This is a genomic window from Serratia sp. JUb9, from assembly GCF_014298095.1.
Taxonomy (GTDB): Bacteria; Pseudomonadota; Gammaproteobacteria; order Enterobacterales; family Enterobacteriaceae; genus Serratia_B; species Serratia_B rhizosphaerae.
In genome coordinates, this window is record NZ_CP060416.1 from 1,735,415 (window position 1) to 1,757,602 (window position 22,188).

General features: G+C 58.3%; 17 protein-coding genes. 10 read left to right on the forward strand and 7 right to left on the reverse strand.

Annotation, left to right across the window (positions count from 1 at the left end; translation table 11 throughout):
* Positions 1-33: 33 nt before the first annotated feature.
* The 3 genes from torA to HF675_RS08160 form a co-directional block, all read right to left on the reverse strand.
* Entirely contained in the window at positions 34-2,514 is a 2,481-nt protein-coding gene (gene torA / locus HF675_RS08150; protein WP_187044397.1) for a trimethylamine-N-oxide reductase TorA, read from the reverse strand.
* A gap of 13 nt (positions 2,515-2,527) precedes the next feature.
* On the reverse strand, positions 2,528-3,682 hold the full coding sequence (locus tag HF675_RS08155; protein ID WP_187044398.1) for a NapC/NirT family cytochrome c: 1,155 nt from the start codon (positions 3,680-3,682) through the stop codon (positions 2,528-2,530).
* Positions 3,683-3,937: 255 nt separating this feature from the next.
* Positions 3,938-4,360, reverse strand: coding sequence for an NUDIX hydrolase (locus tag HF675_RS08160; protein WP_111736753.1), 423 nt, complete (start codon positions 4,358-4,360; stop codon positions 3,938-3,940).
* 247 nt (positions 4,361-4,607) lie between these two features.
* Between HF675_RS08160 and fruB the strand changes: the two genes are divergently transcribed.
* From fruB to fruA, 3 genes are read left to right on the forward strand one after another with little or no spacing between them, the layout of a single operon-like run.
* On the forward strand, positions 4,608-5,741 hold the full coding sequence (gene fruB, locus HF675_RS08165) for a fused PTS fructose transporter subunit IIA/HPr protein (RefSeq protein WP_187044399.1): 1,134 nt from the start codon (positions 4,608-4,610) through the stop codon (positions 5,739-5,741).
* On the forward strand, positions 5,738-6,679 hold the full coding sequence (fruK, locus tag HF675_RS08170) for a 1-phosphofructokinase (protein ID WP_111736755.1): 942 nt from the start codon (positions 5,738-5,740) through the stop codon (positions 6,677-6,679). Before fruB ends, fruK begins: the two co-directional genes overlap by 4 nt.
* Positions 6,680-6,690: 11 nt before the next feature.
* A complete protein-coding gene (fruA, locus tag HF675_RS08175; RefSeq protein ID WP_187044400.1) occupies positions 6,691-8,382 on the forward strand; it encodes a PTS fructose transporter subunit IIBC in 1,692 nt (563 codons plus the stop codon).
* A 65-nt stretch (positions 8,383-8,447) separates the two neighbouring features.
* Here the strand turns inward: fruA and nfo are convergent, their stop codons facing one another.
* Both nfo and HF675_RS08185 read right to left on the reverse strand, forming a co-directional pair.
* On the reverse strand, positions 8,448-9,287 hold the full coding sequence (gene nfo, locus HF675_RS08180; RefSeq protein ID WP_105231848.1) for a deoxyribonuclease IV: 840 nt from the start codon (positions 9,285-9,287) through the stop codon (positions 8,448-8,450).
* A 158-nt stretch (positions 9,288-9,445) separates the two neighbouring features.
* Positions 9,446-10,522 carry a YeiH family putative sulfate export transporter gene (locus HF675_RS08185; protein ID WP_187044401.1) on the reverse strand — a complete coding sequence of 359 codons (1,077 nt, stop codon included), beginning with the start codon at positions 10,520-10,522 and terminating at the stop codon, positions 9,446-9,448.
* A gap of 220 nt (positions 10,523-10,742) precedes the next feature.
* On the opposite strand from HF675_RS08185, the gene yieE reads away from it, so the two are divergent.
* From yieE to HF675_RS08215, 6 genes are all read left to right on the forward strand, one after another.
* The gene (gene yieE / locus HF675_RS08190) at positions 10,743-11,621 is read left to right on the forward strand and encodes a DNA-binding transcriptional regulator YeiE (RefSeq protein WP_105231845.1); all 879 of its coding nucleotides are present in this window, start codon (positions 10,743-10,745) and stop codon (positions 11,619-11,621) included.
* Positions 11,622-11,789: 168 nt separating this feature from the next.
* Entirely contained in the window at positions 11,790-13,262 is a 1,473-nt protein-coding gene (locus HF675_RS08195; protein WP_105231844.1) for an amino acid permease, read from the forward strand.
* A 244-nt stretch (positions 13,263-13,506) separates the two neighbouring features.
* Positions 13,507-14,589: an iron ABC transporter permease gene (locus HF675_RS08200; RefSeq protein WP_105231843.1), complete on the forward strand. Its 1,083-nt coding sequence runs from the start codon at positions 13,507-13,509 to the stop codon at positions 14,587-14,589.
* A complete protein-coding gene (locus tag HF675_RS08205; protein ID WP_187044402.1) occupies positions 14,589-15,377 on the forward strand; it encodes an ABC transporter ATP-binding protein in 789 nt (262 codons plus the stop codon). The genes HF675_RS08200 and HF675_RS08205 overlap by 1 nt, the downstream gene beginning before the upstream one ends.
* A 178-nt stretch (positions 15,378-15,555) precedes the next feature.
* Positions 15,556-16,554, forward strand: a complete 999-nt coding sequence (locus HF675_RS08210) for a hypothetical protein (RefSeq protein ID WP_187044403.1) — start codon at positions 15,556-15,558, stop codon at positions 16,552-16,554.
* Positions 16,555-16,571: 17 nt separating this feature from the next.
* Positions 16,572-16,979, forward strand: a complete 408-nt coding sequence (locus tag HF675_RS08215) for a hypothetical protein (RefSeq protein WP_105231841.1) — start codon at positions 16,572-16,574, stop codon at positions 16,977-16,979.
* A gap of 77 nt (positions 16,980-17,056) precedes the next feature.
* On the opposite strand, the gene HF675_RS08220 is transcribed toward HF675_RS08215, so the two are convergent.
* Both HF675_RS08220 and puuR read right to left on the reverse strand, forming a co-directional pair.
* Complete coding sequence (locus HF675_RS08220; protein ID WP_187044404.1) at positions 17,057-19,048, reverse strand: ligand-gated channel protein; 1,992 nt, start codon at positions 19,046-19,048, stop codon at positions 17,057-17,059.
* A gap of 275 nt (positions 19,049-19,323) precedes the next feature.
* Positions 19,324-19,881, reverse strand: coding sequence for an HTH-type transcriptional regulator PuuR (gene puuR / locus HF675_RS08225; protein WP_160030558.1), 558 nt, complete (start codon positions 19,879-19,881; stop codon positions 19,324-19,326).
* An 897-nt stretch (positions 19,882-20,778) separates the two neighbouring features.
* Here puuR and HF675_RS08230 point away from each other — a divergent pair.
* Positions 20,779-22,146 carry an APC family permease gene (locus HF675_RS08230; protein WP_105231838.1) on the forward strand — a complete coding sequence of 456 codons (1,368 nt, stop codon included), beginning with the start codon at positions 20,779-20,781 and terminating at the stop codon, positions 22,144-22,146.
* Positions 22,147-22,188 lie beyond the last annotated feature (42 nt).

A 22,188-nucleotide genomic window follows, 5' to 3' on the forward strand; every position in this document is an offset into this window, starting at 1 on the left:
GCGCCCCGTGATTCTCTGCCCTCTAATGCCGCATCAGGCGCCGGCCGGCACCGCATGCGCGGTGTTTTTCGGCGGTTCTCCCTGATACTTCTCGATTTCCAGCTGCGCCATCTGGCCGCAGTTGCCCTGCGCCAGGCTGGAGGTGCCGATATCGAACGTCAGACAGTTGACGTTGCCGTTCTTGCAGAGGGAGCCAGGCTGCGACGGATCGGCCGGATCGAACCAGGCTCCTTCGCTGATGCGCACCGCACCCGGACGCACGTCTTCGCTGACCCGCGCGCCGACCAGGATCTGGCCGCGGTCGTTAAAGGCGCGCACCAGATCGCCCTCGCTGATGCCGCGCGCCTTGGCGTCCTGCGGGTTGATCATGATCGCTTCGCGGTCGGCCACGGCAAGTTTCAGGCGCAGCGGCGTATTATCGAGCTGCGAATGCAGGCGGTTGGCCGGGTGCGCGGTATTCAGCGACAGCGGGTATTTTTCCGCTTCCGGCCCGCGATACCATTCGTGCGGCGGCATCCAGCTCGGCATGCCGCGGCAGTCCTGATAGTGCATTTTGGCGATGGCGTCGGAGTAGATCTCTATCTTGCCGGACGGCGTGCCGAGCGGGTTCAGCAGCGGGTTTTCCCGGTAGTCGGCAAAGCGCACCCACTGGGTGTTGGCCTCCGGCACCGGGAAGCGCACATAGTTGTTGGACTGCCAGAACATATCGAACGGCGGCAGGGCGACGCGGGCGTTGCGCGCCTGCTGTTTCATATCGTCATACATGCCTTTCAGCCACTGGGTTTCGTCTTTGCCTTCGGTAAAGGCTTCCTGCACGCCCAGCTTGGCCGCCATGGCGGCGAAGATATCAAAATCACTGCGCGCCTCGTGCTGCGGCGGTACGCACTGGTGCATCGGGAACACATACAGCTGCGAATAGTCGCCGCCCATTTCCAGGTCGTTGCGCTCATAGCTGGTGGTGGCCGGCAGTACGATATCGGCATATTTGGCGGTGGCGGTCCAGTACGGTTCGTTGACCACGATGGTGTCCGGCCGCTGCCAGGCCTTGATCAGATTGTTGGTGTCCTGATGCTGGTGGAAGGTGTTGCCGCCCGCCACATACACCATCTTCACTTCCGGATAGGTGACGTCTGCGCCGTTGAACTGAATGGTTTTGCCCGGATTGGCCAGGCAGTCGGCGATGCGCGCCACCGGAATCGGCGTCGGCGAGTTGCGCGGGGCGTTGCCGGCGGAAATCCCGGCGACGATGCCGCCTTTGGCCGTTGGGCTGCCGCCGGAGGAGTAGTGATAGCTGAAGCCGAAGCCGCCGCCCGGCAGGCCGATCTGGCCGAGCATTGCCGCCACGGTCACCAGCAGCCAGTGCTGCTGTTCGCCGTGGTGCTGGCGCTGAATGCCCCAGCCGCCCATGATCATGGTGCGGTGGCCGGCCATATCGCGCGCCAGTTGGCGCAGCGCCTCGGCTTCCACGCCGCAGATATCGGCGGCCCAGTCGGCAGTTTTAGCGACGCCGTCGTCATCGCCCAGCAGGTAGGCGCTGAATTTGTCAAAGCCAACGGTATAGGTGTTCAGGAAGTCGGCGTTATGCAGCTTTTCCGTCAGCAGGGTGTGGGCGATGCCGAGCAACATCGCGCCGTCGGTATAGGGACGTGGGGCGATCCACTGCGCATTGACGAATTTGGCGCTGTCGCTGTGCACCGGGTCGATACTGATGACGCGGGTGCCTTTCTGCTTCAGCGCGGCAAAACCGGTCTGGCCGTAATGGTCCGGCACGTTCCAGCTGTTTTTCAGCGTCACCATCGGGTTGCAGCCCCACAGAATCACCAGCTGGCTGTGCTCCACCACGTTCGGCCAGGTGGTCTGCTGCTCGTAAACTTCCATCGAGCCGACCACGTGCGACATGATCACCTGCGCTGCACCGGTAGAATAGTCGCCGGCATAGCCGAGGAAGCCGCCGGTCAGGTTCATCAGCCGCTGCAGCAGCGTACGGCTGTTGTGCAGCATGCCGACGCTCTTCCAGCCGTAGGAGCCGGCGTAGATCGACTGCGGGCCGTGATCTTTTTGCAGGCGGGTGATTTCGCCGCACACCAGCTCAATCGCCTTCTCCCAGCTGACGCGCACCCACTCGTCATGGCCGCGCAGATCGGTGCGGCTGCCGGGGCCGCCTTCCAGCCAGCTTTTGCGCACCATCGGGTATTTCACGCGGTTTTCCGCATGCACCTGATAGGGCGCCATGGCGATCAGCTCGTTCGGGTAAGGGTCGTCTTTTACCGGCTGGACGCCGACCATTTTGCCGTCCTGCACGATGGCCTCAAAGGCGCCCCAGTGGGCGCCGGTCAGAATGCCTTTCTGCGCCTGACGCAGCGCCGTAAATTGCGGCAGAGCCTGACTGATGGCCTGCGCCAGCGCGGATTTTGGCCACAGGCCCGCCAGCAGCGGGGCGGCGGCCAGCGCGGTGACACCGGTCAGAAAGCGGCGGCGGCTGAGGGTTAACGGCTGTTGTAAATATTTGCTCATCTTCGTATCTCCCTTAAGACTTGGCCGCCGGTGGCATATCGCTGGCGTGTTTCTGTACGTACTGGGTCAGCACGCGCAATTGTTCCTGCGTCAATGAGGTACGCGGCGCCATGCCTTTGATTACGCCGATCCACTGGTTGGCGTTGAAGCGGTCAAGGGCGGTCAGACCGTGGCAGCCGGTGCAGTTGGCCGACATCATCTCCGCGCTGTAGCGCCAGATTTTTTGCTGGTCATCAATCAGCTGCTTGCGCGGCAGCCAGACCTGCAGGGAAACCTGATGCCAAACCAGGCCGGTTTCCGCATCGGTCAGGGTATCGCTAGTTTTCAGCTGTTTACGCGCCTCTTCACCCAGCAATACGCTGAGGATGCGTTTGCCTTGCGCGGCATAAAATACCTCGCTGACGCCGTCCTGCTGCCAGCCGTCGACCTGGGCCAGCACCTTGTCGCCGTCCTGTTTGATCACGTGCACCTCGGTGGACGGCATCAGGTTGCCGGCGTTGTGGCTATCCTGCGGCTGCAGGAAGAACGGCTCGGTGGCGATGGTGTACAGCGTGGTGGCGCTTGGCGAACTTGCCGCTGCAGCCTGCGCCAGTTCGGCTGCGCCAGCCTGGGTGGTGCCGCTCATATCGGGCAGAATGTGGGCGACGCCTTTATGGCAGTCGATACAGGTTTCGCCCTGTTTGATGGCGACCGGATGCTGCAGACGCGCTTCCGGGCGTTGCGCCGTGATGTCCATGGCGTCAAAGCTGTGGCAGGAGCGGCAGGTGGCGGAATCATTGTCCTTCAACGTCTTCCAGACCGACTGCGCCATCGCCAGTTTATGCGCCTCGTATTTCTCCGGCGTATCGATCACCCCGGTCATTTCACCATAAATATCTTTGACCGCGCGGATCTTGGTCCATAAATAGTCGATGGGTTGATGTGGCACGTGGCAGTCGGCGCATTCGGCGCGGATGCCTTTAGGGTTCTGGAAGTGTACGCTACCCTGATATTCCGCCAGGGGCTGCTGCATGCTGTGGCAGGAGACGCAAAATTCGCTGTCGCTGGTTTTATGGAACACGGTGGCGGTGGCGGCCAGCAGCGCCGCGCCCAGCACAATGCCAAGCAGTAACAGCCATAACCATCCCCACCGGCGTCGCTTTTCATTGTTCGTCAGTTTTTTGCTCATAGTAAACCCGCTTATAATGATGAAATGCCCGATAAAAACGCGTTGAAAACCGGCTCTTTCGGCCGTTATAACCGCGAGATTATAAAGGTTATCATTAAAGTCACCTAACACATTAGGGTTATTAGCGGTAAAAGTGACACTTTCAGGAAAAAGCAGCGCGATATATCGCTGATATATCACGCTGTTGTGAACAACGGTGACGAAACAGATGGCGCGGGTATCACGGATTTGTTGCCAAAGCGTGATGTTCGGCGATCAGCGTGGGGCGTGGTAGGCCAGCTGGTGCTGCCAGAGGTAGATCGCCATGCGGCTGGCTTCAAAGTGGGGCTCGGGCAGCGCCTCCGGCCGGCACCAGCGCCATTCGGCACACTTTTCCGGCTCTTTCAGCACCGCTTCGCCGCCGGGGTGTGCGGTGACCAGGCAGATGGATACGGTGTGTTTGCCTTCTTCGCGCCAGGTTTGCAGGTTATTGCATACGCCGACAAACTGCGGTGTAGCGATATGCAGCCCGGTTTCTTCCGCCACTTCGCGTTGGGCGCAGCGTTCGAAGCTTTCGCCGGCCTCCAGATGGCCGCCGGGAATCGACCAGTAGGGCGCGTGTCTGCCGCAGCGTTTGCCCACCAAGACTTCCCCCTGTGGGTTGACGATAATCACCCCGATGCCCGTTAACACCGCCATGCTTTTCTCCTTCAGCTAAACTTCAGCAATTTGCCTTTTCCGCCCGTTCGCGCGTGCGGAGCGAGGGAAAAATGTGCGTAAGCTCAAAAATCTATCATATCAAACGCGGCAAAGCTTGCTTTCAGCTAGTGCTCCTCACATATTGATTGAAACGTTTCAGCGTTATCAGACCGATTGTTTTTCGATAGATAACGCTCCTTTTTCTCAATAAAGCTGAAACGATTCAATTCAGCAGGAGAGGAGAACCATGTTCCAGTTGTCACAGCAAGACATCCACTTGGGCGCCGCCGCCGGCGGCAAACAGGATGCCATCCGGCAGGTGGCGGCCGCACTGACCGAGGCCGGCTGCGTCAGCGCCGCCTATGTCGACGGCATGCTGCAGCGCGAGCTGCAAACCTCCACCTACCTGGGTAACGGCATTGCCATTCCGCACGGCACCACCGACACGCGCGATCTGGTGCTGAACACCGGCGTACAGGTCTTTCAGTATCCGCAGGGCATTGAGTGGGGTGAAGGTCAGACCGCCTATGTGGTGATCGGCATCGCCGCCCGTTCCGATGAGCACCTGGCACTGCTGCGTCAGTTGACCCATGTGCTGAGCGATGACAACGTTGCGCAGCAGCTGGCGCAGACCACCAGCGCGGAAGAGCTGCGCAGCCTGCTGATGGGCGAGAAACAGGCGGCTGAATTCCAGTTTGACGCTTCGCTGATTGCGCTGGACGTCAGCGCCGACAGCCTGATGACGCTGCAGGCGCTGAACGCCGGTCGTCTGCAAAAGATTGGCGCGGTGGACGCAAACTTCGTCAGCGATGTGATTACCCGCAAGCCGCTGAATCTGGGGCAGGGCATCTGGCTGAGCGACAGCAACGAAGGCAACCTGAGTAGCGCGGCGACGGTCAGCCGCCCGGCACAGGCGTTTACCGAAGACGGCGAGCCGGTAGCGCTGCTGCTGACCGTGGCGGTCGCCGATGAGCAGCCGCTGACGGTGCTGAACTACCTCAGCGATCTGCTGCTGGCGCAAAAAGCTGAACGTCTGCTGAAGGCGGATGCCGCCGGCGTGCTGGCGTTGTTGACCAGTGAGGTGGAGGAACAGAGCGAAGTGCTGACCGCCGAATATGTGATTCGTAACGAACACGGTCTGCATGCCCGTCCGGGCACCGCCTTGGTGAACGTGATCAAACAGTTTAACTGCGATATTACCGTCACTAATCTGGACGGCAGCGGTAAACCGGCCAATGGACGCAGCCTGATGAAAGTGGTGGCGCTGGGGGTGAAGAAAGGTCACCACCTGCGCTTTACCGCCAGCGGAGAAGATGCTGAAGCGGCGCTGACGGCGATTGGTGAAGCCATCGGCAGCGGACTGGGCGAGGGTGTGGCATGAGCAGAAGAGTCGCAACCATTACGTTAAACCCGGCTTACGATCTGGTGGGCTTTTGCCCCGAGATTGAGCGCGGCGAAGTCAACCGGGTGAAAACCGCCGGTCTGCACGCCGCCGGCAAAGGCATTAACGTAGCCAAGGTGCTGAAGGATCTGGGCATCGACGTGACCGTCGGCGGGTTCCTCGGCAAAGATAATCAGGACGGCTTCCAACTGCTGTTCAGCGATTTGGGCATCGCCAACCGTTTTCAGGTGGTGCCGGGCCGCACCCGCATTAACGTCAAGCTGACGGAAAAAGACGGCGAAGTGACCGACTTTAACTTTTCCGGCTTTGAGGTGACGCCGCAGGACTGGGAACGTTTTGTGACGGATTCCCTGAGCTGGCTCGGCCAGTTCGATATGGTGGCGGTCAGCGGCAGCCTGCCGGCCGGCGTGGCGCCGGAAGCCTTTACCGATTGGATGACCCGCCTGCGCGCCCAGTGTCCGTGCATTATTTTCGACAGCAGCCGCGAGGCGCTGGTCGCCGGGCTGAAAGCGTCGCCGTGGCTGGTGAAGCCTAACCGCCGCGAGCTGGAAATCTGGGCCGGCCGCCCGCTGCCGACGCTGAAGGATGTGGTGGAGGCGGCGCATGCGCTGCGCGATCAGGGCATCGCTCACGTGGTGATTTCTCTCGGCGCCGAAGGCGCGCTGTGGGTGAACGCTTCCGGCGAATGGATCGCCAAGCCGCCGTCCTGCGAAGTGGTCAGCACCGTCGGTGCCGGCGATTCGATGGTTGGCGGGCTGATCTACGGCCTGCTGATGCGCGAATCCAGCGAGCACACCCTGCGCCTGGCGACCGCGGTCGCCGCCCTGGCCGTGAGCCAGAGCAACGTAGGCATCACCGATCGTCCGCAGTTGGCCGCGATGATGGCGCGCGTCGACCTGAAACCTTTTAATCAATAGCAGGAGGCAGAATGAAAACGCTGCTGATAATTGACAGTTCACAGGGGCAGGCGCGCGGGCACCTGGCGCAACGCATGCTCAGCGCTGCGGCGGCCAAAGCCGGCCTGCAGTTGGTTGATGCGCCGGCGGAGGCCGAACTGGTGGTGGTCGCCGGGGCGGCCGTGCCGGCGGACGAAGCGCTGAGCGGCAAGGCCGTGTATCTGGGCGATGTTGAACACGCGGTGCGTGATGCCGACGCCTTCCTGGCGCAGGCCAAACGCGACGCGGCGCCGTATCAGGCGCCGGCCGCCGCGCCGGTTGCGGCGCAGGCCAGCGGACAAAAACGTATCGTGGCGGTGACCGCCTGTCCGACCGGCGTGGCGCACACCTTTATGGCCGCCGAGGCGATTGAAAGCGAAGCGAAGAAACGTGGCTGGTGGGTGAAAGTGGAAACCCGCGGCTCCGTCGGCGCCGGCAATGCCATTACGCCGGAAGAGGTGGCCGAGGCGGATCTGGTGCTGGTAGCCGCTGATATCGAAGTGGATTTGGACAAGTTCGCCGGCAAGCCGATGTACCGCACCTCTACCGGGCTGGCGCTGAAGAAAACCGCGCAGGAGCTGGACAAGGCGCTGGCGGAAGCGGAAGTGTTTCAGCCGCAGAAAGGCGGCGCCGCCCAGTCTACCGGTGCGCAGAAGAAAGAGGGCAACGGGCCGTATCGCCACCTGTTGACCGGGGTCTCCTATATGCTGCCGATGGTGGTGGCGGGCGGCCTGTGTATTGCGCTGTCCTTTATGTTCGGCATCAAGGCGTTTGAAGAGCCAGGCACGCTGGCGGCGGCGCTGATGCAGATTGGCGGCGGTTCGGCGCTGGCGCTGATGGTGCCGGTACTGGCCGGCTATATTGCCTTCTCCATTGCTGACCGTCCGGGCCTGACGCCGGGCCTGATCGGCGGCATGCTGGCGGTGAGCACCAACGCCGGCTTCCTCGGCGGGATTATCGCCGGTTTCCTGGCGGGCTATGTCGCCAAAGCCATCAGCGGCAAGCTGCGTCTGCCGCCGAGTATGGAAGCGCTGAAACCGATCCTGATCATTCCGCTGTTTGCCAGCCTGATCACCGGTCTGGTGATGATCTATGTGGTCGGTACGCCGGTCGCGAGAATCATGGAAGGCCTGACCCACTGGCTGCAGTCGCTGGGTACGGCGAACGCGGTGCTGCTGGGGGCGATTCTGGGCGCCATGATGTGCACCGATATGGGCGGCCCGGTCAACAAGGCGGCCTACGCGTTTGGCGTGGCGCTGCTCAGTTCCTCGGTCTATGCGCCGATGGCGGCCATTATGGCGGCGGGCATGGTACCGCCGCTGGCAATGGGGCTGGCGACCTTGCTGGCGCGGCGTAAATTCGACAAGTCGCAGCAGGAAGGCGGCAAGGCGGCGCTGGTGCTGGGGCTGTGCTTTATCAGTGAAGGGGCGATTCCGTTTGCGGCGCGTGACCCGATGCGCGTCCTGCCGTGCTGCATCGCCGGCGGTGCGCTGACCGGCGCGCTGTCCATGATGTTCGGCGCCAAGCTGATGGCGCCGCACGGCGGCCTGTTTGTCCTGCTGATCCCGGGCGCGATTTCACCGGTGCTGATGTATCTGCTGGCGATCGTTGCCGGCACGCTGCTGGCGGGTATTTCCTACGCGCTGGTCAAACGCGCCGACGTGGCGGTGAAAGCGGAAGCCTGAGTCAGATCTGCGGCCATAAAAAACCGGAAGCCTTTGGCTTCCGGTTTTTTTATCGCTGCGGCCGGTTACTGCTGGGCTTTCAGCCAGGCAATCTCTTCCGCCCAGATATCGGGATTGACGGTTTCAAGGATCAGCGGAATATTATCGAAGCGCGCATCGCGCATGATATAGCTGAACACCGTTTTGCCGATATTGCCTTCTCCCAGACTGTGGTGGCGGTCAACGCGGCTGTTGAACTCGCTTTTCGCATCGTTCAGGTGCATACCGCGCAGATAGTTGAAGCCGACCACCTCTCCCAACTGCTTAAAGGTGTGTTCACACGCTTCTTCGCTGCGCAGGTCATAGCCGGCGGCAAAGGCGTGGCAGGTGTCAATACAGACGCCGACGCGGCTTTTGTCTTCCACGCCGTCGATGATCGCCGCCAGATGCTCGAATTTAAACCCCAGGTTACTGCCCTGGCCGGCGGTATTTTCAATCACCGCGGTCACGCCTTCAGTCTGATCCAGCACGATATTGATGGATTCGGCGATGCGCGCCAGACACTTGTCTTCATCAATCTGCATCAGATGGCTGCCGGGGTGGAAGTTCAGCAGCGTCAGCCCCAGCTGTTCGCAGCGCTGCATTTCGTCGAGAAAGGCCGCGCGGGACTTCTCCAGCGCTTCGGTCAGCGGGTGCCCCAGATTAATCAGATAGCTGTCGTGCGGCAGAATTTGCCCCGGGCCATAGCCATAACGCGCGCAGGCGCTCTTAAATTTATCAATAACTTCGGCAGACAACGGTGCTGCTTTCCATTGACGCTGATTTTTGGTGAACAGGGCGAACGCGGTCGCCTCTAATTCGTGTGCGCGGATAACCGCCTGATCCACGCCGCCTGACGCGCTGACATGTGCACCGACAAACTTCATTTGCAATCTCCTGTGTTAACCCCGCGCCAGTTCCTGCCGTCTCCTGAGCGAAGCGGTCGAACCGGCGAGGGTGTCGCACTGCCATTATGGCATTGATGGACGGCGGTTTGAATGGCAGGAAGGGGGCAGGCCCGAATTACGGACCTGCCGGGAGGCGATTAGAACAGATGCTGCACGGCCTGGTTAATCACGCCGCCGCCGACAATCAGCCAGATAAACAGCAGGGTTGCCAGCAGAATCGGTTTGACCCCCGCCTGACGTACGGCGCTGATATGGGTGGTGAGGCCCAGCGCCGCCATCGCCATTGCCAGCATCCAGGTGTCGGCGGTAATCAACTGCTGCACCAGCGCGGCCGGCAGCAGGTTGAAGGAGTTGAACCCGGCAACGGCGATAAACAGCACGGCGAACCACGGGATGGTGATGGCGGATTTTTCCGCTTTTCCGGCGCCGCTGCTGCGGCTGATATAGCCTGACAGCAGCAGCAGGAACGGGGCCAGCATCATTACGCGGATCATCTTGGCGATTACCGCGGCGTTTTCGGCGTCCGGGCCGATGGCGTGACCGGCGGCCACCACCTGCGCTACTTCATGAATAGTCGAGCCGGTATAGATACCGAAGGTTTCCTGGCTGAACGGCAGCCACTGGTACTGCAGATTTAAATGATACAGCCACGGGTAGGCGAAGATCGCCAGCGTGCCGAACACCACCACGGTGGATACCGCAACGGCTACCTTGCTGGATTCGGCTTTCAGCACCGGTTCGGTGGCCATCACCGCCGCCGCGCCGCAGATGCTGCTGCCGGCGCCGATCAGCATGGCGGTCTGGCTGTCGATGCCGAACACCTTTTTACCCAGCCAGCAGGCCAGCAGAAAGGTGCTGCTCAGCGTCAGCGCGTCGATCAGAATGCCGGTGGCGCCGACGTCGGCGATTTGCTGAAAGGTTAAACGAAAGCCGTACAGGATAATGCCCAGACGCAGCAGGCGCTGTTTCGCCAGCTGTACGCCGGCGTGGCAGCTGGGTTGCAGCCAGGGATACAGCGTATTGCCTATCACGATGCCAAACAGAATGGCCAGCGTCAGCGCGCCGAGGCCCAGCCCGGCTATCCAGGGTACGTCGCCCGCCCAGACGGCGAGCGCGGTTAACGTGGCGGTCAGTGCCAGTCCGGGCACCAGACGCGGCAGGCCCAATAACGGGAAGCGCCGTTCAGGATAGGTTGTTGTTGTTTCAGTCGCCATTGCTCAGGTCCTTTCTCTGATTCTCTGCGGACAAGAGTAGGGCGTGGCGCTATAAAAGAGAAATTGATTATATGGTTATAATCAATCTGAATAAGTGGTAGAAGGAGAGGGCAGTGTGTAAACTAGAAACAGGTATAAGACTTTTACCTGGCTATTGTGCAGCACTGTTATAGTGCTGGCCGTGCCGCCCAATGCTTAATTAATATTTATCGGGACCGTTATGCATATCACTTTACGTCAGTTGGCCGTCTTCACCGAAGTGCTGAAAAGCGGTTCCACAACGCAGGCATCGCAGGTCTTGGCGCTGTCCCAGTCGGCGGTGAGCGCCGCGCTGGCCGATCTGGAAGGGCAACTCGGCGTGCAGCTGTTCGACCGGGTAGGCAAGCGGCTGGTATTGAATGAGCACGGCCGTCTACTGTATCCCAAGGCGCTGGCGCTGCTGGAACAGGCGGGTGAGATTGAGCAACTGTTTCGCCACGACGGCGGGGCGCTGCGCATTGCCGCCAGCAGCACCATCGGCAACTATATGCTGCCGGCGATGATGGCGCGCTACCGGCAGGATTTTCCGGCCACGCCGCTGGAGCTGAACGTCGGCAACAGTCAGGACGTGATTAGCGCGGTGGCGGATTTTCGCGTTGACCTGGGGCTGATCGAAGGGCCGTGCCATATGCCGGAACTGGTGACTCAGCCCTGGCTGGAGGATGAGCTGGTGGTGTTTGCCGCGCCCGACAACCCGCTGACCCGGCAGCCGCTGACCCTGACGGCACTGGCCGAAGCGCCGTGGATCCTGCGCGAACGCGGTTCGGGAACGCGTGAAGTGCTGGACCATCTGCTGCTGGCGCATCTGCCGCATTTCCAACTGGTGATGGAGCTGGGCAACTCTGAGGCCATCAAACATGCGGTGCGTCATGGCATCGGTATCAGCTGTCTGTCACGCCGGGTGATCGCCGAACAGCTGGCGAGCGGCGCGTTGGTGGAACTGCCGGTGCCGCTGCCGCCGATGATCCGTACCCTGTATCTGATCCATCATCGCCAGAAGCATATCTCCAACGCGCTGCAGCGTTTTCTCAGCTACTGTTTGCCGCCTGCCGAAGCATAAAAATCTGTGTTGCGTCACATAACTGACAGGAAGTCAGGGTATTAGGGGTGTTGCTAATAATTGCCTCTGAATTATGAAGCTATCTTATATCACTGGAATGTTACTAGTGCGCCGGCGGGTATTTGCTACAATCCGCCCTCAATTTTTGGACGAGCAGATAGGGTAAGAATGGCTCAGCAGGATATAAAAACATCGGGGCAGCAAGAACCCGGACTCCGCCGCGAGTTAAAAGCGCGGCACTTAACCATGATTGCCATCGGCGGCTCTATCGGTACCGGTCTGTTTGTCGCCTCCGGCGCTACCGTTTCACAGGCCGGCCCCGGCGGGGCGTTGCTGTCCTATGCGCTGATCGGCCTGATGGTCTACTTCCTGATGACCAGCCTGGGCGAACTGGCGGCGTTTATGCCGGTGGCCGGTTCGTTTTCCACCTATGGCGCCAAATATGTGGAAGAGGGCTTCGGCTTCGCTCTGGGCTGGAACTACTGGTACAACTGGGCGGTGACCATCGCGGTCGACCTGGTGGCCGCGCAGCTGGTGATGAGCTACTGGTTCCCCGATACGCCGGGCTGGATCTGGAGCGCGCTGTTCCTCGGCGTCATGTTCCTGCTGAACTACATTTCAGTAAAAGGGTTCGGCGAAGCGGAATACTGGTTCTCACTGATCAAGGTCACCACCGTAATTATCTTTATTATCATCGGCATTCTGATGATTGTCGGCATTCTGAAAGGCGGTGAGCATGCCGGCTGGCAGAACTGGAGCATCGGCGACGCGCCGTTTGCCGGCGGTTTCTCGGCGATGATCGGCGTGGCGATGATTGTCGGTTTCTCATTCCAGGGGACTGAGCTTATCGGCATCGCTGCCGGTGAGTCGGAAGATCCGGGGAAAAACATCCCGCGGGCGGTGCGTCAGGTGTTCTGGCGTATTCTGCTGTTCTATATCTTTGCGATCCTGATCATCAGCCTGATTATTCCTTATACCGATCCGAGCCTGTTGCGTAACGATGTCAAAGACATCAGCGTCAGCCCATTCACGCTGGTGTTCCAGCATGCCGGCCTGCTGTCGGCGGCGGCGGTGATGAATGCGGTAATCCTGACGGCGGTGCTGTCGGCGGGCAACTCCGGCATGTACGCCTCGACGCGTATGCTGTTTACCCTGGCGCGTGAGGGCAAGGCGCCGCGCATTTTCGGTAAACTGTCGAAAGGCGGCGTGCCGCGCAACGCGCTGTATGCCACCACGGTGGTGGCCGCGCTGTGCTTCCTGAGCTCAATGTTCGGCAACCAGTCGGTATACCTGTGGCTGCTTAATACCTCCGGTATGACCGGCTTTATCGCCTGGCTGGGGATCGCCATCAGCCACTATCGTTTCCGCCGCGGCTATATGCTGCAGGGGCATGATCTGAATGCGCTGCCGTATCGTTCCGGTTTCTTCCCGCTGGGCCCGGTCTTTGCCTTTATTCTGTGCCTGATCATCACGCTGGGGCAGAACTATCAGGCCTTCCTGGAAGACAAGATCGACTGGTACGGCGTTACCGCCACCTATATCGGCATTCCGCTGTTCCTGATCATCTGGTTCGGCTATAAGCTGGTGCGCGGCAGCCGTTTCGTGAAGTACCGCGATATGGAATTCCCGACGTTTAAATAAGGGTTGTTGCGGAACGCGGCGTTATGCGCCGCGTTCTTTTACTCTTTGTCCCGCCTGACATTTTTCCTTTTCTGATGCATACATCGTTACAAATTCCTCCTCACGCGGCATAGTCATCGACGTGATTGATAAGTATTATCGTTTGCTCTATTGTTGACGTCCGCAGCATCCCCGAAATGATGCTTTCCAGATTCTTTTATCGCCGCCGCGGGCGGTGATGTCGTCGTAACAGGTACCCGAAATCATGAGCGTAACCACCGATCCTTTACCCGACGCGAGCGGCAAATCCGGCGTCCAGGTTATGGGGCGTTATCAGCATATCCTCCGCCACCGTTTATTGATTATGGGCGTGCTGGGAATCGCGATAGTGGCTTCGCTGGTACTGGATTTCACCATGGGGCCGTCCGGCCTGTCCTTATCCAGCCTGTGGCAGACGCTGATTCATCCGGCCAGCGCCGACGCCGGCACGCGGGTGATCGTCTGGGACATCCGCATGCCTTATGCGCTGATGGCGGTGGTGGTCGGCCTGGCGCTGGGGCTGGCGGGGGCGGAGATGCAGACCATTTTGAACAACCCGTTGGCGAGTCCCTTTACCCTTGGCGTGTCATCGGCGGCGGCCTTCGGCGCGGCGCTGGCGATCGTGCTCGGCATCGGCCTGCCGGGGATCCCGGACCAGTGGTTTATTTCGGCCAACGCTTTTATCTTTGCGCTGCTGGCGGCGCTGATGCTGGACGGCATCACCCGCTGGACGCGGGTGGCGACCTCCGGCGTGGTGCTGTTCGGCATTGCGCTGGTGTTTACCTTTAACGCGCTGGTGTCGATGATGCAGTTTATCGCCAGCGAGGATACGCTGCAGGGGCTGGTGTTCTGGACCATGGGCAGCCTGGCGCGCGCCTCATGGGAAAAGCTGGGCATCCTGCTGGCGGTGTTCGCCGTACTGCTGCCGCTGTCGATGATGAGCTCTTGGAAACTGACCGCGCTGCGTCTGGGTGAAGACCGCGCCGTCAGCTTCGGCATTGACGTACGCCGTCTGCGACTGACCACGTTGCTGCGCATCAGCATTCTCTCCGCGCTGGCGGTGGCGTTTGTCGGGCCGATCGGCTTTATCGGCCTGGTGGCGCCGCATATCGCGCGCCTGATTTTTGGTGAAGATCACCGCTTCTATTTACCGGCCAGCGCGCTGATCGGCGCGCTGGTGCTGTCGATGGCCTCGGTGGCGTCGAAAAACCTGGTGCCGGGCATCATTATTCCGGTCGGCATCGTGACCTCGCTGGTGGGGGTGCCGTTCTTCCTCAGCATTATTCTGCGTCACCGGGGGAACGTCTGATGAGCCAGGGGCTGCGCATTGAGCATTTTTCCGCCGGCTATCCCAAACGCCCGGTGATTAACGACCTGTCGGTGCCGCGTCTGGCGCGCGGCGATATTACCGTGCTGCTGGGGCCGAACGGCAGCGGCAAATCGACCCTGCTGCGTTCGCTGGCCGGCCTGAACCCGGCGCAGGGCAAGCTGTGGCTGGATGATAACGATCTGATGGCGATGCCGTTCGCCCGTCGCGCCGAACAGGTGGTGTATCTGCCGCAGTCACTGCCGGCCGGGGTGCATCTGCACGTACTGGAGTCGATTATCGTCGCCCAGCGCGCGTCCGGCGGCCGCAGCAATGCCGGCAGCGAAGCCGAGGTGATGGCGCTGCTGGAACAGTTGGGGATCGCCCATCTGGCCCTGAGTTATCTGGACCAACTCTCCGGCGGGCAGAAACAGCTGGTGGGGCTGGCGCAGTCGCTGATCCGTCAGCCTTCGCTGCTGCTGCTGGATGAACCGCTGAGCGCGCTCGATCTGAACTACCAGTTCCACGTGATGGATCTGGTGCGGCGTGAAACCCGCAAGCGTAATATCGTCACGGTGGTGGTGGTACACGATATCAATATCGCGCTGCGTCACGGCGACCATGTGCTGATGCTGAAGGACGGCGACCTGATTGCCGATGGCGTGCCGGAGGCGGTGATCACCCCGCAAAGTCTGGCGCAGGTGTACGGCGTGCGCGGGCGTATCGAGCGCTGCTCGCAGGGAACGCCGCAGGTATTGATTGATGGGTTGGTGAAGGCGCCGGTGATTTGATTATCTTGAAAGTGACCATTAAAGGTTATACTGGCTCCGGGATTATGATATTAAATAGTATTATTCTTTATAGATTAACCATGGGTAATACAGGGATTAAATGGTTGCTGTGATCGGTGGCTGGTGTGTTACTAGCCATGTATACTTTTAGTAATTATCCATTACAAGGAGGTATGATATGTCGCGTTTTTTAGCCCCGGGATACTGTATTGTCGAGCAGGCAGGGACATTATCCTTCCAGACAAATATGCTATTTCGCCATCGTATGTCTTCAGCATCGAAGCTATTCATGCAGCTAAATGCAGATTCTCCATGGCTGAAACCAGGGCAAGTTTTAATTGTTGCTGACCCCGCCAGAGATATCCCACAGAATACACTACGGCTTTTACGATTGGCAAAACAGCATGTAAATAGAAATATCAATGAATTAAGTTGTGATGAGTCTGGGTTTTTACAAAAAAACTATGGAGTTATTGCTGCATTGACAAGCGTTGGAGATAAACTTTTTGGAACAGTCAGTGATGCTGGGAATAAATATTTTTCTCATATTGAAAACGCTCTGAGGAAAATTGAAATAAGCTATCAGAACCAATACCGTTCTCAGGGAACCCTTGTTAGTCAACAATTCTATGTCGAACGGGCGGCTTTATTTAATGAATTGAAAGGATTAATTAATAAACCAGTTCTGCAACAGCTGACCCGAAGGGCAGTAAAGATAATGCCTTATGAAAGCATGAAGAGAGCACTTAATTTATCAAGTAAATCAATAGTGCATGAGTGGTCAACGGTAGGTGTCGGTGCGATAAAGGGTTATTCAACGTACCTCGATAGCGCAGCTCGAGCGGCTAAATTTTTAAAAGCCGGGGGATATGTCGGGATTGGGCTTTCTTTTGCGAATACAACTAATGAAGTAACTCACTCCTGTACCGTTGGACGTAAAGAAGAATGTCCGAAGGTAGCTGTTCGGGAATATTCGAAATTCGGACTCAGTACCATTGGTTCTATTGGCGGAGGAACCGCCGGGGCTTTTGCTGGAACGGGGGTGTGTATTGCTTTAGGTGCGATCAGCGCTCCCGCCGCAGGTGTCGGAGGCTTTGCATGTGCTGCTATTGGCTCTTTAGTTGCAGGTTATGCTGGTGGTAAAGCTGGGGAAGCAATGGGTGATTTGCTTTTCTAAATAATTAAGGTGGCAATATGGAGCTTGACGCTAAATCAGTAGGTGCTATTTTTGCGTGGTTGGCTATCGCGCTGTTTATCTGTTCATTTTTTTATTTTGGTATCAAAAAGAAAAAATATACGGAGCTGATTGAGCTATACAAGGCTAATGGTTTTTCTTTCCCTGGCCTTTACGCTTTCTTTTCACTGGCTGGTTTTTTTGGTTGTTTTCCTATGGCTTTATACTTTAAACGTTTATTGGCGGGAAATAGTGTTCGTATGGATGATGGTGGAAACATACCTTTGGCCGCTTATCGTTTTATCAAGTCTCAACCTACGGCTCTAACTGGTTGGGTGCATAAGTTGTATTACCTCTGGTTGTCAAGCATGCTGTTTTTCGTACTGGCGGCGATTTGCGCCGCCTTGGTTAGTTTTTCCCCCGACTGATATTTTTGTTCCTCTCTGATGGGACAAGGGAGATCAATACGCGATAAAAAGGCCCGTTGCCGAGCCTGATATTACCATCAGAAGTTATAGCTCATCCCTACGGTATAGCGACGGCCGTCCAGCGTGGTGTTGTAGTGCTCGTAATCCACGGTTTTATCGAGGATGTTATATACCCCGCCGGTCAGCTGCAGGTTTTTCGCCGCCTGATAGCTGACGCCGACGTCGACAAAGGTATAGGACGGCGTGCTTTTGGCCATCGAGGTGCGGCTCAGGTACTCCGAGGTTTTACTGCGGAAGTTGACGCGGGTCCACACATCGAGATCGTGCGCCGCCTGCCAGTCCAGCACGGTGTTGAACATATGTTTCGGCATCTGGTTCAGCGGCTGGCCCTGGAACTGGCCGCTTTTCTGTTCCGATTCGGTATAGGTATAGTTGGCGGTCAGCTGCCAGTCTTTGGCGATCTTCCAGCCGGCGGTGGCTTCTACACCGCGCATATTGGCCTTGTCGACGTTGACGCGGTCGCTGATAAAGTCGTAATCGGTGCCGCCGAGAGAGCAGCCCGGCTCATCCTCGCAGCGTCTGACTTCGGTGATCTTGTCTTTGAAGTCGGTGTTGAACAGGGTAATCCCGGCGTTCAGATTTTGCTGGTTATCCCACAGCAGGGCGATCTCTTCGCTCAGGCTCTTTTCCGGCTTCAGGTCCGGGTTGCCGACAATCATGCCTTTGCTCGACCCGCCGCCGGTGGCCTGGCCCCAGCTGGCTGACGACTGGCGCAGATCCGGCGAGCGGTAGCCGGCGGAAACGCCGCCCTTCAGCGTCCACTGCTCGGCCAGATGCCAGACGCCGTACAGGCGCGGCGTCCAGTGGCTGCCGTAGTTTTGGTCGCGGTCCATACGGATGCCGCTGGTCAGGCTGAAATCATTGGTCATTGCCCATTCATCTTCGGCGAACAGCGCCCAGCTCCAACGGGTCAGCTGGTTGACGCCCTGCGCAGATTCCAGCTGGTTGCCGCTGTCGCTCAGTTTTTCATAGCGGTACTGGCCGCCGATATTCAGCATATGGTCACCCAGCGCGAACTGATTCTGGGTATTGAAGATGGTGTTGTACATCTTCATGTTGCGGCCCGGGTTGTTGGTCTCTTCACGCTGGATATAGCTGGTGGTATTGCCGATATCGTAATAGCCGTTGTGCGTCAGCGAGTAGTTGGTGCGGGTATACAGGCTGTCGCTTGGCTGGTTGGGTTTACAGCTGCCTTTGCGGCAGCTTTCCGTCGCCGTGGATTTGCCCGGCGTGCTGTTGCGGTCCTGCAGCGAGCGGCCGACTTCAAACTCAAACTCATTCTGCTCATCCGGCGTCAGGCTGAAGACAGCGGTACCGCTGCGCATGCGCTGTTCATTATAGCCGTTGACGATTTTGTCTTCGGCGCGGTGGGACAGCAGGCCGTTGACGCGCAGGCCGAGCAGGCCTTCAATCAGCGGGCCGGAGGCGTAGGCGTTGGTCTGGTACAGGTCGCCGGAGTCGCGGTTTTCCTGGAAGGTGGCGTCGGCGTGCACCGAGCCGCGCCAGCCCTGCGTGGTGGAGGTTTTACGGGTGATGATGTTAATCACGCCGCCCATCGCGTCGGAGCCGTACAGCGAGGACATCGGCCCGCGCACCACTTCGATGCGTTCGATGGCTTCCAGCGGCGGCAGCCAGCCCTGCTCAATCCCGGCGTTGTCGCTGTTAGGGCGGGTGCCGCGGGTATCCACGCGTTTGCCGTCGATCAGAATCAGGGTGTATTTGGACGACATGCCGCGGATGCTGATATCGCTGCTGCTGCCGCCGCCGGTGACCACCACGCCCGGCACGTCTTTCAGTGCGTCGGTCACGTCGCGATAGGCTTTATTTTCGATCTGCTGACGTGGGATCACCGAGATGGAGGCGGCGGAATCCTGGATCTTCTGTTGGAAACCAGAAGCGGTGACCACCATGGTGTCTTGCGCGCTTTCCGGATCGGCGGCGAGGGCGGCCTGGCTGGTGAGCGCGGCGATAATGAATGCGGTGAGTTTGTTATAGCTTGGCTTTTCCATGAAATAGCAATTCCTGGCCCAGAGCGGCAGAACAACGTTGTCTGCCAAAAGAGTAAGTACAAATGAAAACCCATTAAATTCCGGGGAATTCAATGGCCCGCGTGAAAACGTGAGGCTATTGTAAGGAAATAATAGAGAATGTAAATGCAAATGATAATCCGTATCATTTGTATATTTGATCAGGGTTTTTGATACGGTGCAGTGCGTGGCGCAGAGACGTAGGCAGCAATACGGCGGCCCTCTTCAGCAGAAGAGGGCGCAGGCAGGGCAGAGATTTAGAAGGTGGTAGGGGTATGGGCGCTGATGATACGGCACTCGCGGGCCGAAGTATTGCTGAAGCTGTGCGGGATGCCGGTGTTGATGGCGTAACTCTGGCCGGCGCTGAGCGGGTAGCTCTGGCCATTAATCGTCAGAATAATTTCGCCCTCCAGTACGGTGCCAATCTCTTCACCCTGATGCTTGATTTTTTCCCCGGTGGTGGAGCCGGGCTGATAGGTTTCCAGCATCATCGCCAGGTTACGCGTCGGGCTGCCGTTATGCACCAGTTTCATCGAAACGCCCTGGCTGCCGATTTCGATCAGGTCTTCCGCCTCGATCACCACTTTGGGCTCATCCGGCCGCTCCGGTTCGGCAAAGAACTCGGACAGCGACAGGTCATAGACCTTCAGCAGTTTTTGCAGCGTGCTGATCGCCGGGCTGACCTTGTCCTGCTCAATGGTGCTGATGGCGCTGTGGGTCAGGCCGGACAGCTCGGCGACCCGCCGCTGCGACAGGCCTAACTGCTGACGGATTTGCGACAGGCGCTTTCCTGGCGCCAGGGGGATTTCGCTCATAGCGGTACTTCCTTCTGGTGGCTGCGACAGGCAGAGATAAAACCGTTATACGGCGGAAATGCGCCGCACGATTGTGATATCCCGGATATCAGATGTATCCATCATACGGAGGAAAGGATGGAAAATATATTGCCCATGCTTGTCTCCGATAAGACGGCAAGAATATAGATGAAAACGACGTTAACGGTTTTATTGGTGCAGCTGATGAAAAATCATGCGCCATTGTAACATTCGCTCCCTTGCTATGTTAATAGTATGTTTCTCTGTGCGGCCGTTATTTTGAGCGCGGAGCGCGGGACGGGCAATTTGCCGCGCAGCTACGCACCGTCGTCGGCGATTGGGTGTTGAAAAATGATTGAAAGGGTGTAAGGTAAAACCTAAGAAATAACTTAAGGTGATGTCAGCCGCTGAAATATCCATCTAAACGAAGGATTTTAGTGCGATCGCCAAAAATAATTTGCAGTTGGAGGGCTTCTGGATCTTGTCATCCAGAGGTTTTCTGATGCAAAATACCCGTAATGCAGAGATAGCCGACGTTTTAAAGCGTCGGTTATTTTTTTGCATCTAGTTTTGTAAACCGAGCGTTTCATACACAAGCGAGGCCGGACTCCGAGCCGGATAGATAAACAGTTTTGTGCACGATCAACCAAAAACTTCATTGGTCGTGACTCATGAGGAAAAGAAAGATGGGGCAATTTTTCAATACAGCACCGGTGCCCGCCGGTTTCCGCTGCACCCGCGGCGATTACGGACCAGCAGCCAAGGTTTCCTTGATGCATATCCCGGCTCCCCTTACCCCTCTTTTAGAATTAAGTCGCCTGTTGCGAAGTTTCCCCGCAACCTTGAGTCTTAGCGTGTCTACTCTCCGCAAGTCTGAAGGTAAGGGGGGGCTGAACAATGTCCGATAACATCGTCAGCGCCGCTCCGGCACAGCGCACTCAACTGCGTAAAACCCTTACTCTGGTACCTGTGGTCATGATGGGCCTGGCTTATCTGCAGCCGATGACCATCTTTGATACCTTTGGCATTGTTTCCGGCCTGACCGACGGTCACGTCGCCACCGCCTACGCCTTCGCGCTGCTGGCGATTTTGTTCACTGCGCTCAGCTACGGCAAACTGGTGAAGAAGTTCCCATCGGCCGGTTCTGCTTATACCTATGCGCAGAAGGCGATTGGCCCGCACGTCGGCTTTATGGTGGGCTGGTCATCGCTGCTTGATTACCTGTTCATGCCGATGATCAACATCCTGTTGGCCAAAATTTACCTGGAAGCGATCTTCCCGGGCGTGCCGTCGTGGATCTTTGTCGTGGCGCTGGTGGCGCTGATGACGCTGTTCAACCTGCGCGGCATCAAGCTGGTGGCGAACCTGAACTCCATTATCGTGGTGGTGCAGGTGGCGATCATGGTGGTGTTCCTGGGGCTGGTGATCAACGGCGTGTATCACGGCGAAGGCGCCGGTACGCTGGTGAGCAGCCGTCCGTTCTGGTCCGACAATGCGCACGTGGTGCCGATGATTACCGGCGCGACCATTCTGTGCTTCTCATTCCTCGGCTTTGACGGCATCAGCTCGCTGTCTGAAGAAACCAAAGACGCAGAGAAGGTGATCCCGAAGGCCATCTTCCTGACGGCGCTGATTGGCGGCGTGATCTTTATCGTGGTGTCTTACTTTGTGCAGCTGTACTTCCCGGACATCTCCCGCTTCAAGGATCCGGACGCGTCCCAGCCTGAAATCATGCTGTACGTGGCCGGCAAGTTCTTCCAGTCGGTGATTCTGGTGTTCTCCTGCGTGACCGTTCTGGCATCCGGTATGGCGGCGCACGCCGGCGTATCCCGCCTGATGTATGTGATGGGCCGCGATGGCGTGTTCCCGGAGCGTTTCTTTGGCTATGTGCATCCGAAATGGCGTACCCCGGCGATGAACGTGCTGCTGGTGGGGGCGATCGCCCTGTCTGCGGTGTCGTTTGACCTGGTGACCGCGACGGCGCTGATCAACTTCGGCGCGCTGGTGGCCTTCACCTTCGTTAACCTGTCGGTGATCTCGCAGTTCTACATCCGCGATAAGATGAACCACGGAGTTAAAAATACCGTGAACTATCTGATTCTGCCGGTGCTGGGCGCGTTGACCGTCGGTGCGCTGTGGCTGAACCTGGAAAGCAGCTCGATGACGCTGGGCCTGGTTTGGGGCGCTATCGGCCTGATCTATCTGGCGTTTGTCACCCGCAGCTTCCGTCTGCCGGTGCCGCAGGCGAGTGAAGACGTGGCGTAAACGGTAAGCGTTACCGCTGAATAAAAAAGGGCTGAACAGTGT

Bases quoted from the DNA above. Each gene is read 5' to 3' on its own strand.
- torA (WP_187044397.1), bottom strand. From the start codon at position 2,514: ATGAGCAAATATTTACAACAGCCGTTAACCCTCAGCCGCCGCCGCTTT.
- HF675_RS08155 (WP_187044398.1), bottom strand. From the start codon at position 3,682: ATGAGCAAAAAACTGACGAACAATGAAAAGCGACGCCGGTGGGGATGG.
- HF675_RS08160 (WP_111736753.1), bottom strand. From the start codon at position 4,360: ATGGCGGTGTTAACGGGCATCGGGGTGATTATCGTCAACCCACAGGGG.
- fruB (WP_187044399.1), top strand. From the start codon at position 4,608: ATGTTCCAGTTGTCACAGCAAGACATCCACTTGGGCGCCGCCGCCGGC.
- fruK (WP_111736755.1), top strand. From the start codon at position 5,738: ATGAGCAGAAGAGTCGCAACCATTACGTTAAACCCGGCTTACGATCTG.
- fruA (WP_187044400.1), top strand. From the start codon at position 6,691: ATGAAAACGCTGCTGATAATTGACAGTTCACAGGGGCAGGCGCGCGGG.
- nfo (WP_105231848.1), bottom strand. From the start codon at position 9,287: ATGAAGTTTGTCGGTGCACATGTCAGCGCGTCAGGCGGCGTGGATCAG.
- HF675_RS08185 (WP_187044401.1), bottom strand. From the start codon at position 10,522: ATGGCGACTGAAACAACAACAACCTATCCTGAACGGCGCTTCCCGTTA.
- yieE (WP_105231845.1), top strand. From the start codon at position 10,743: ATGCATATCACTTTACGTCAGTTGGCCGTCTTCACCGAAGTGCTGAAA.
- HF675_RS08195 (WP_105231844.1), top strand. From the start codon at position 11,790: ATGGCTCAGCAGGATATAAAAACATCGGGGCAGCAAGAACCCGGACTC.
- HF675_RS08200 (WP_105231843.1), top strand. From the start codon at position 13,507: ATGAGCGTAACCACCGATCCTTTACCCGACGCGAGCGGCAAATCCGGC.
- HF675_RS08205 (WP_187044402.1), top strand. From the start codon at position 14,589: ATGAGCCAGGGGCTGCGCATTGAGCATTTTTCCGCCGGCTATCCCAAA.
- HF675_RS08210 (WP_187044403.1), top strand. From the start codon at position 15,556: ATGTCGCGTTTTTTAGCCCCGGGATACTGTATTGTCGAGCAGGCAGGG.
- HF675_RS08215 (WP_105231841.1), top strand. From the start codon at position 16,572: ATGGAGCTTGACGCTAAATCAGTAGGTGCTATTTTTGCGTGGTTGGCT.
- HF675_RS08220 (WP_187044404.1), bottom strand. From the start codon at position 19,048: ATGGAAAAGCCAAGCTATAACAAACTCACCGCATTCATTATCGCCGCG.
- puuR (WP_160030558.1), bottom strand. From the start codon at position 19,881: ATGAGCGAAATCCCCCTGGCGCCAGGAAAGCGCCTGTCGCAAATCCGT.
- HF675_RS08230 (WP_105231838.1), top strand. From the start codon at position 20,779: ATGTCCGATAACATCGTCAGCGCCGCTCCGGCACAGCGCACTCAACTG.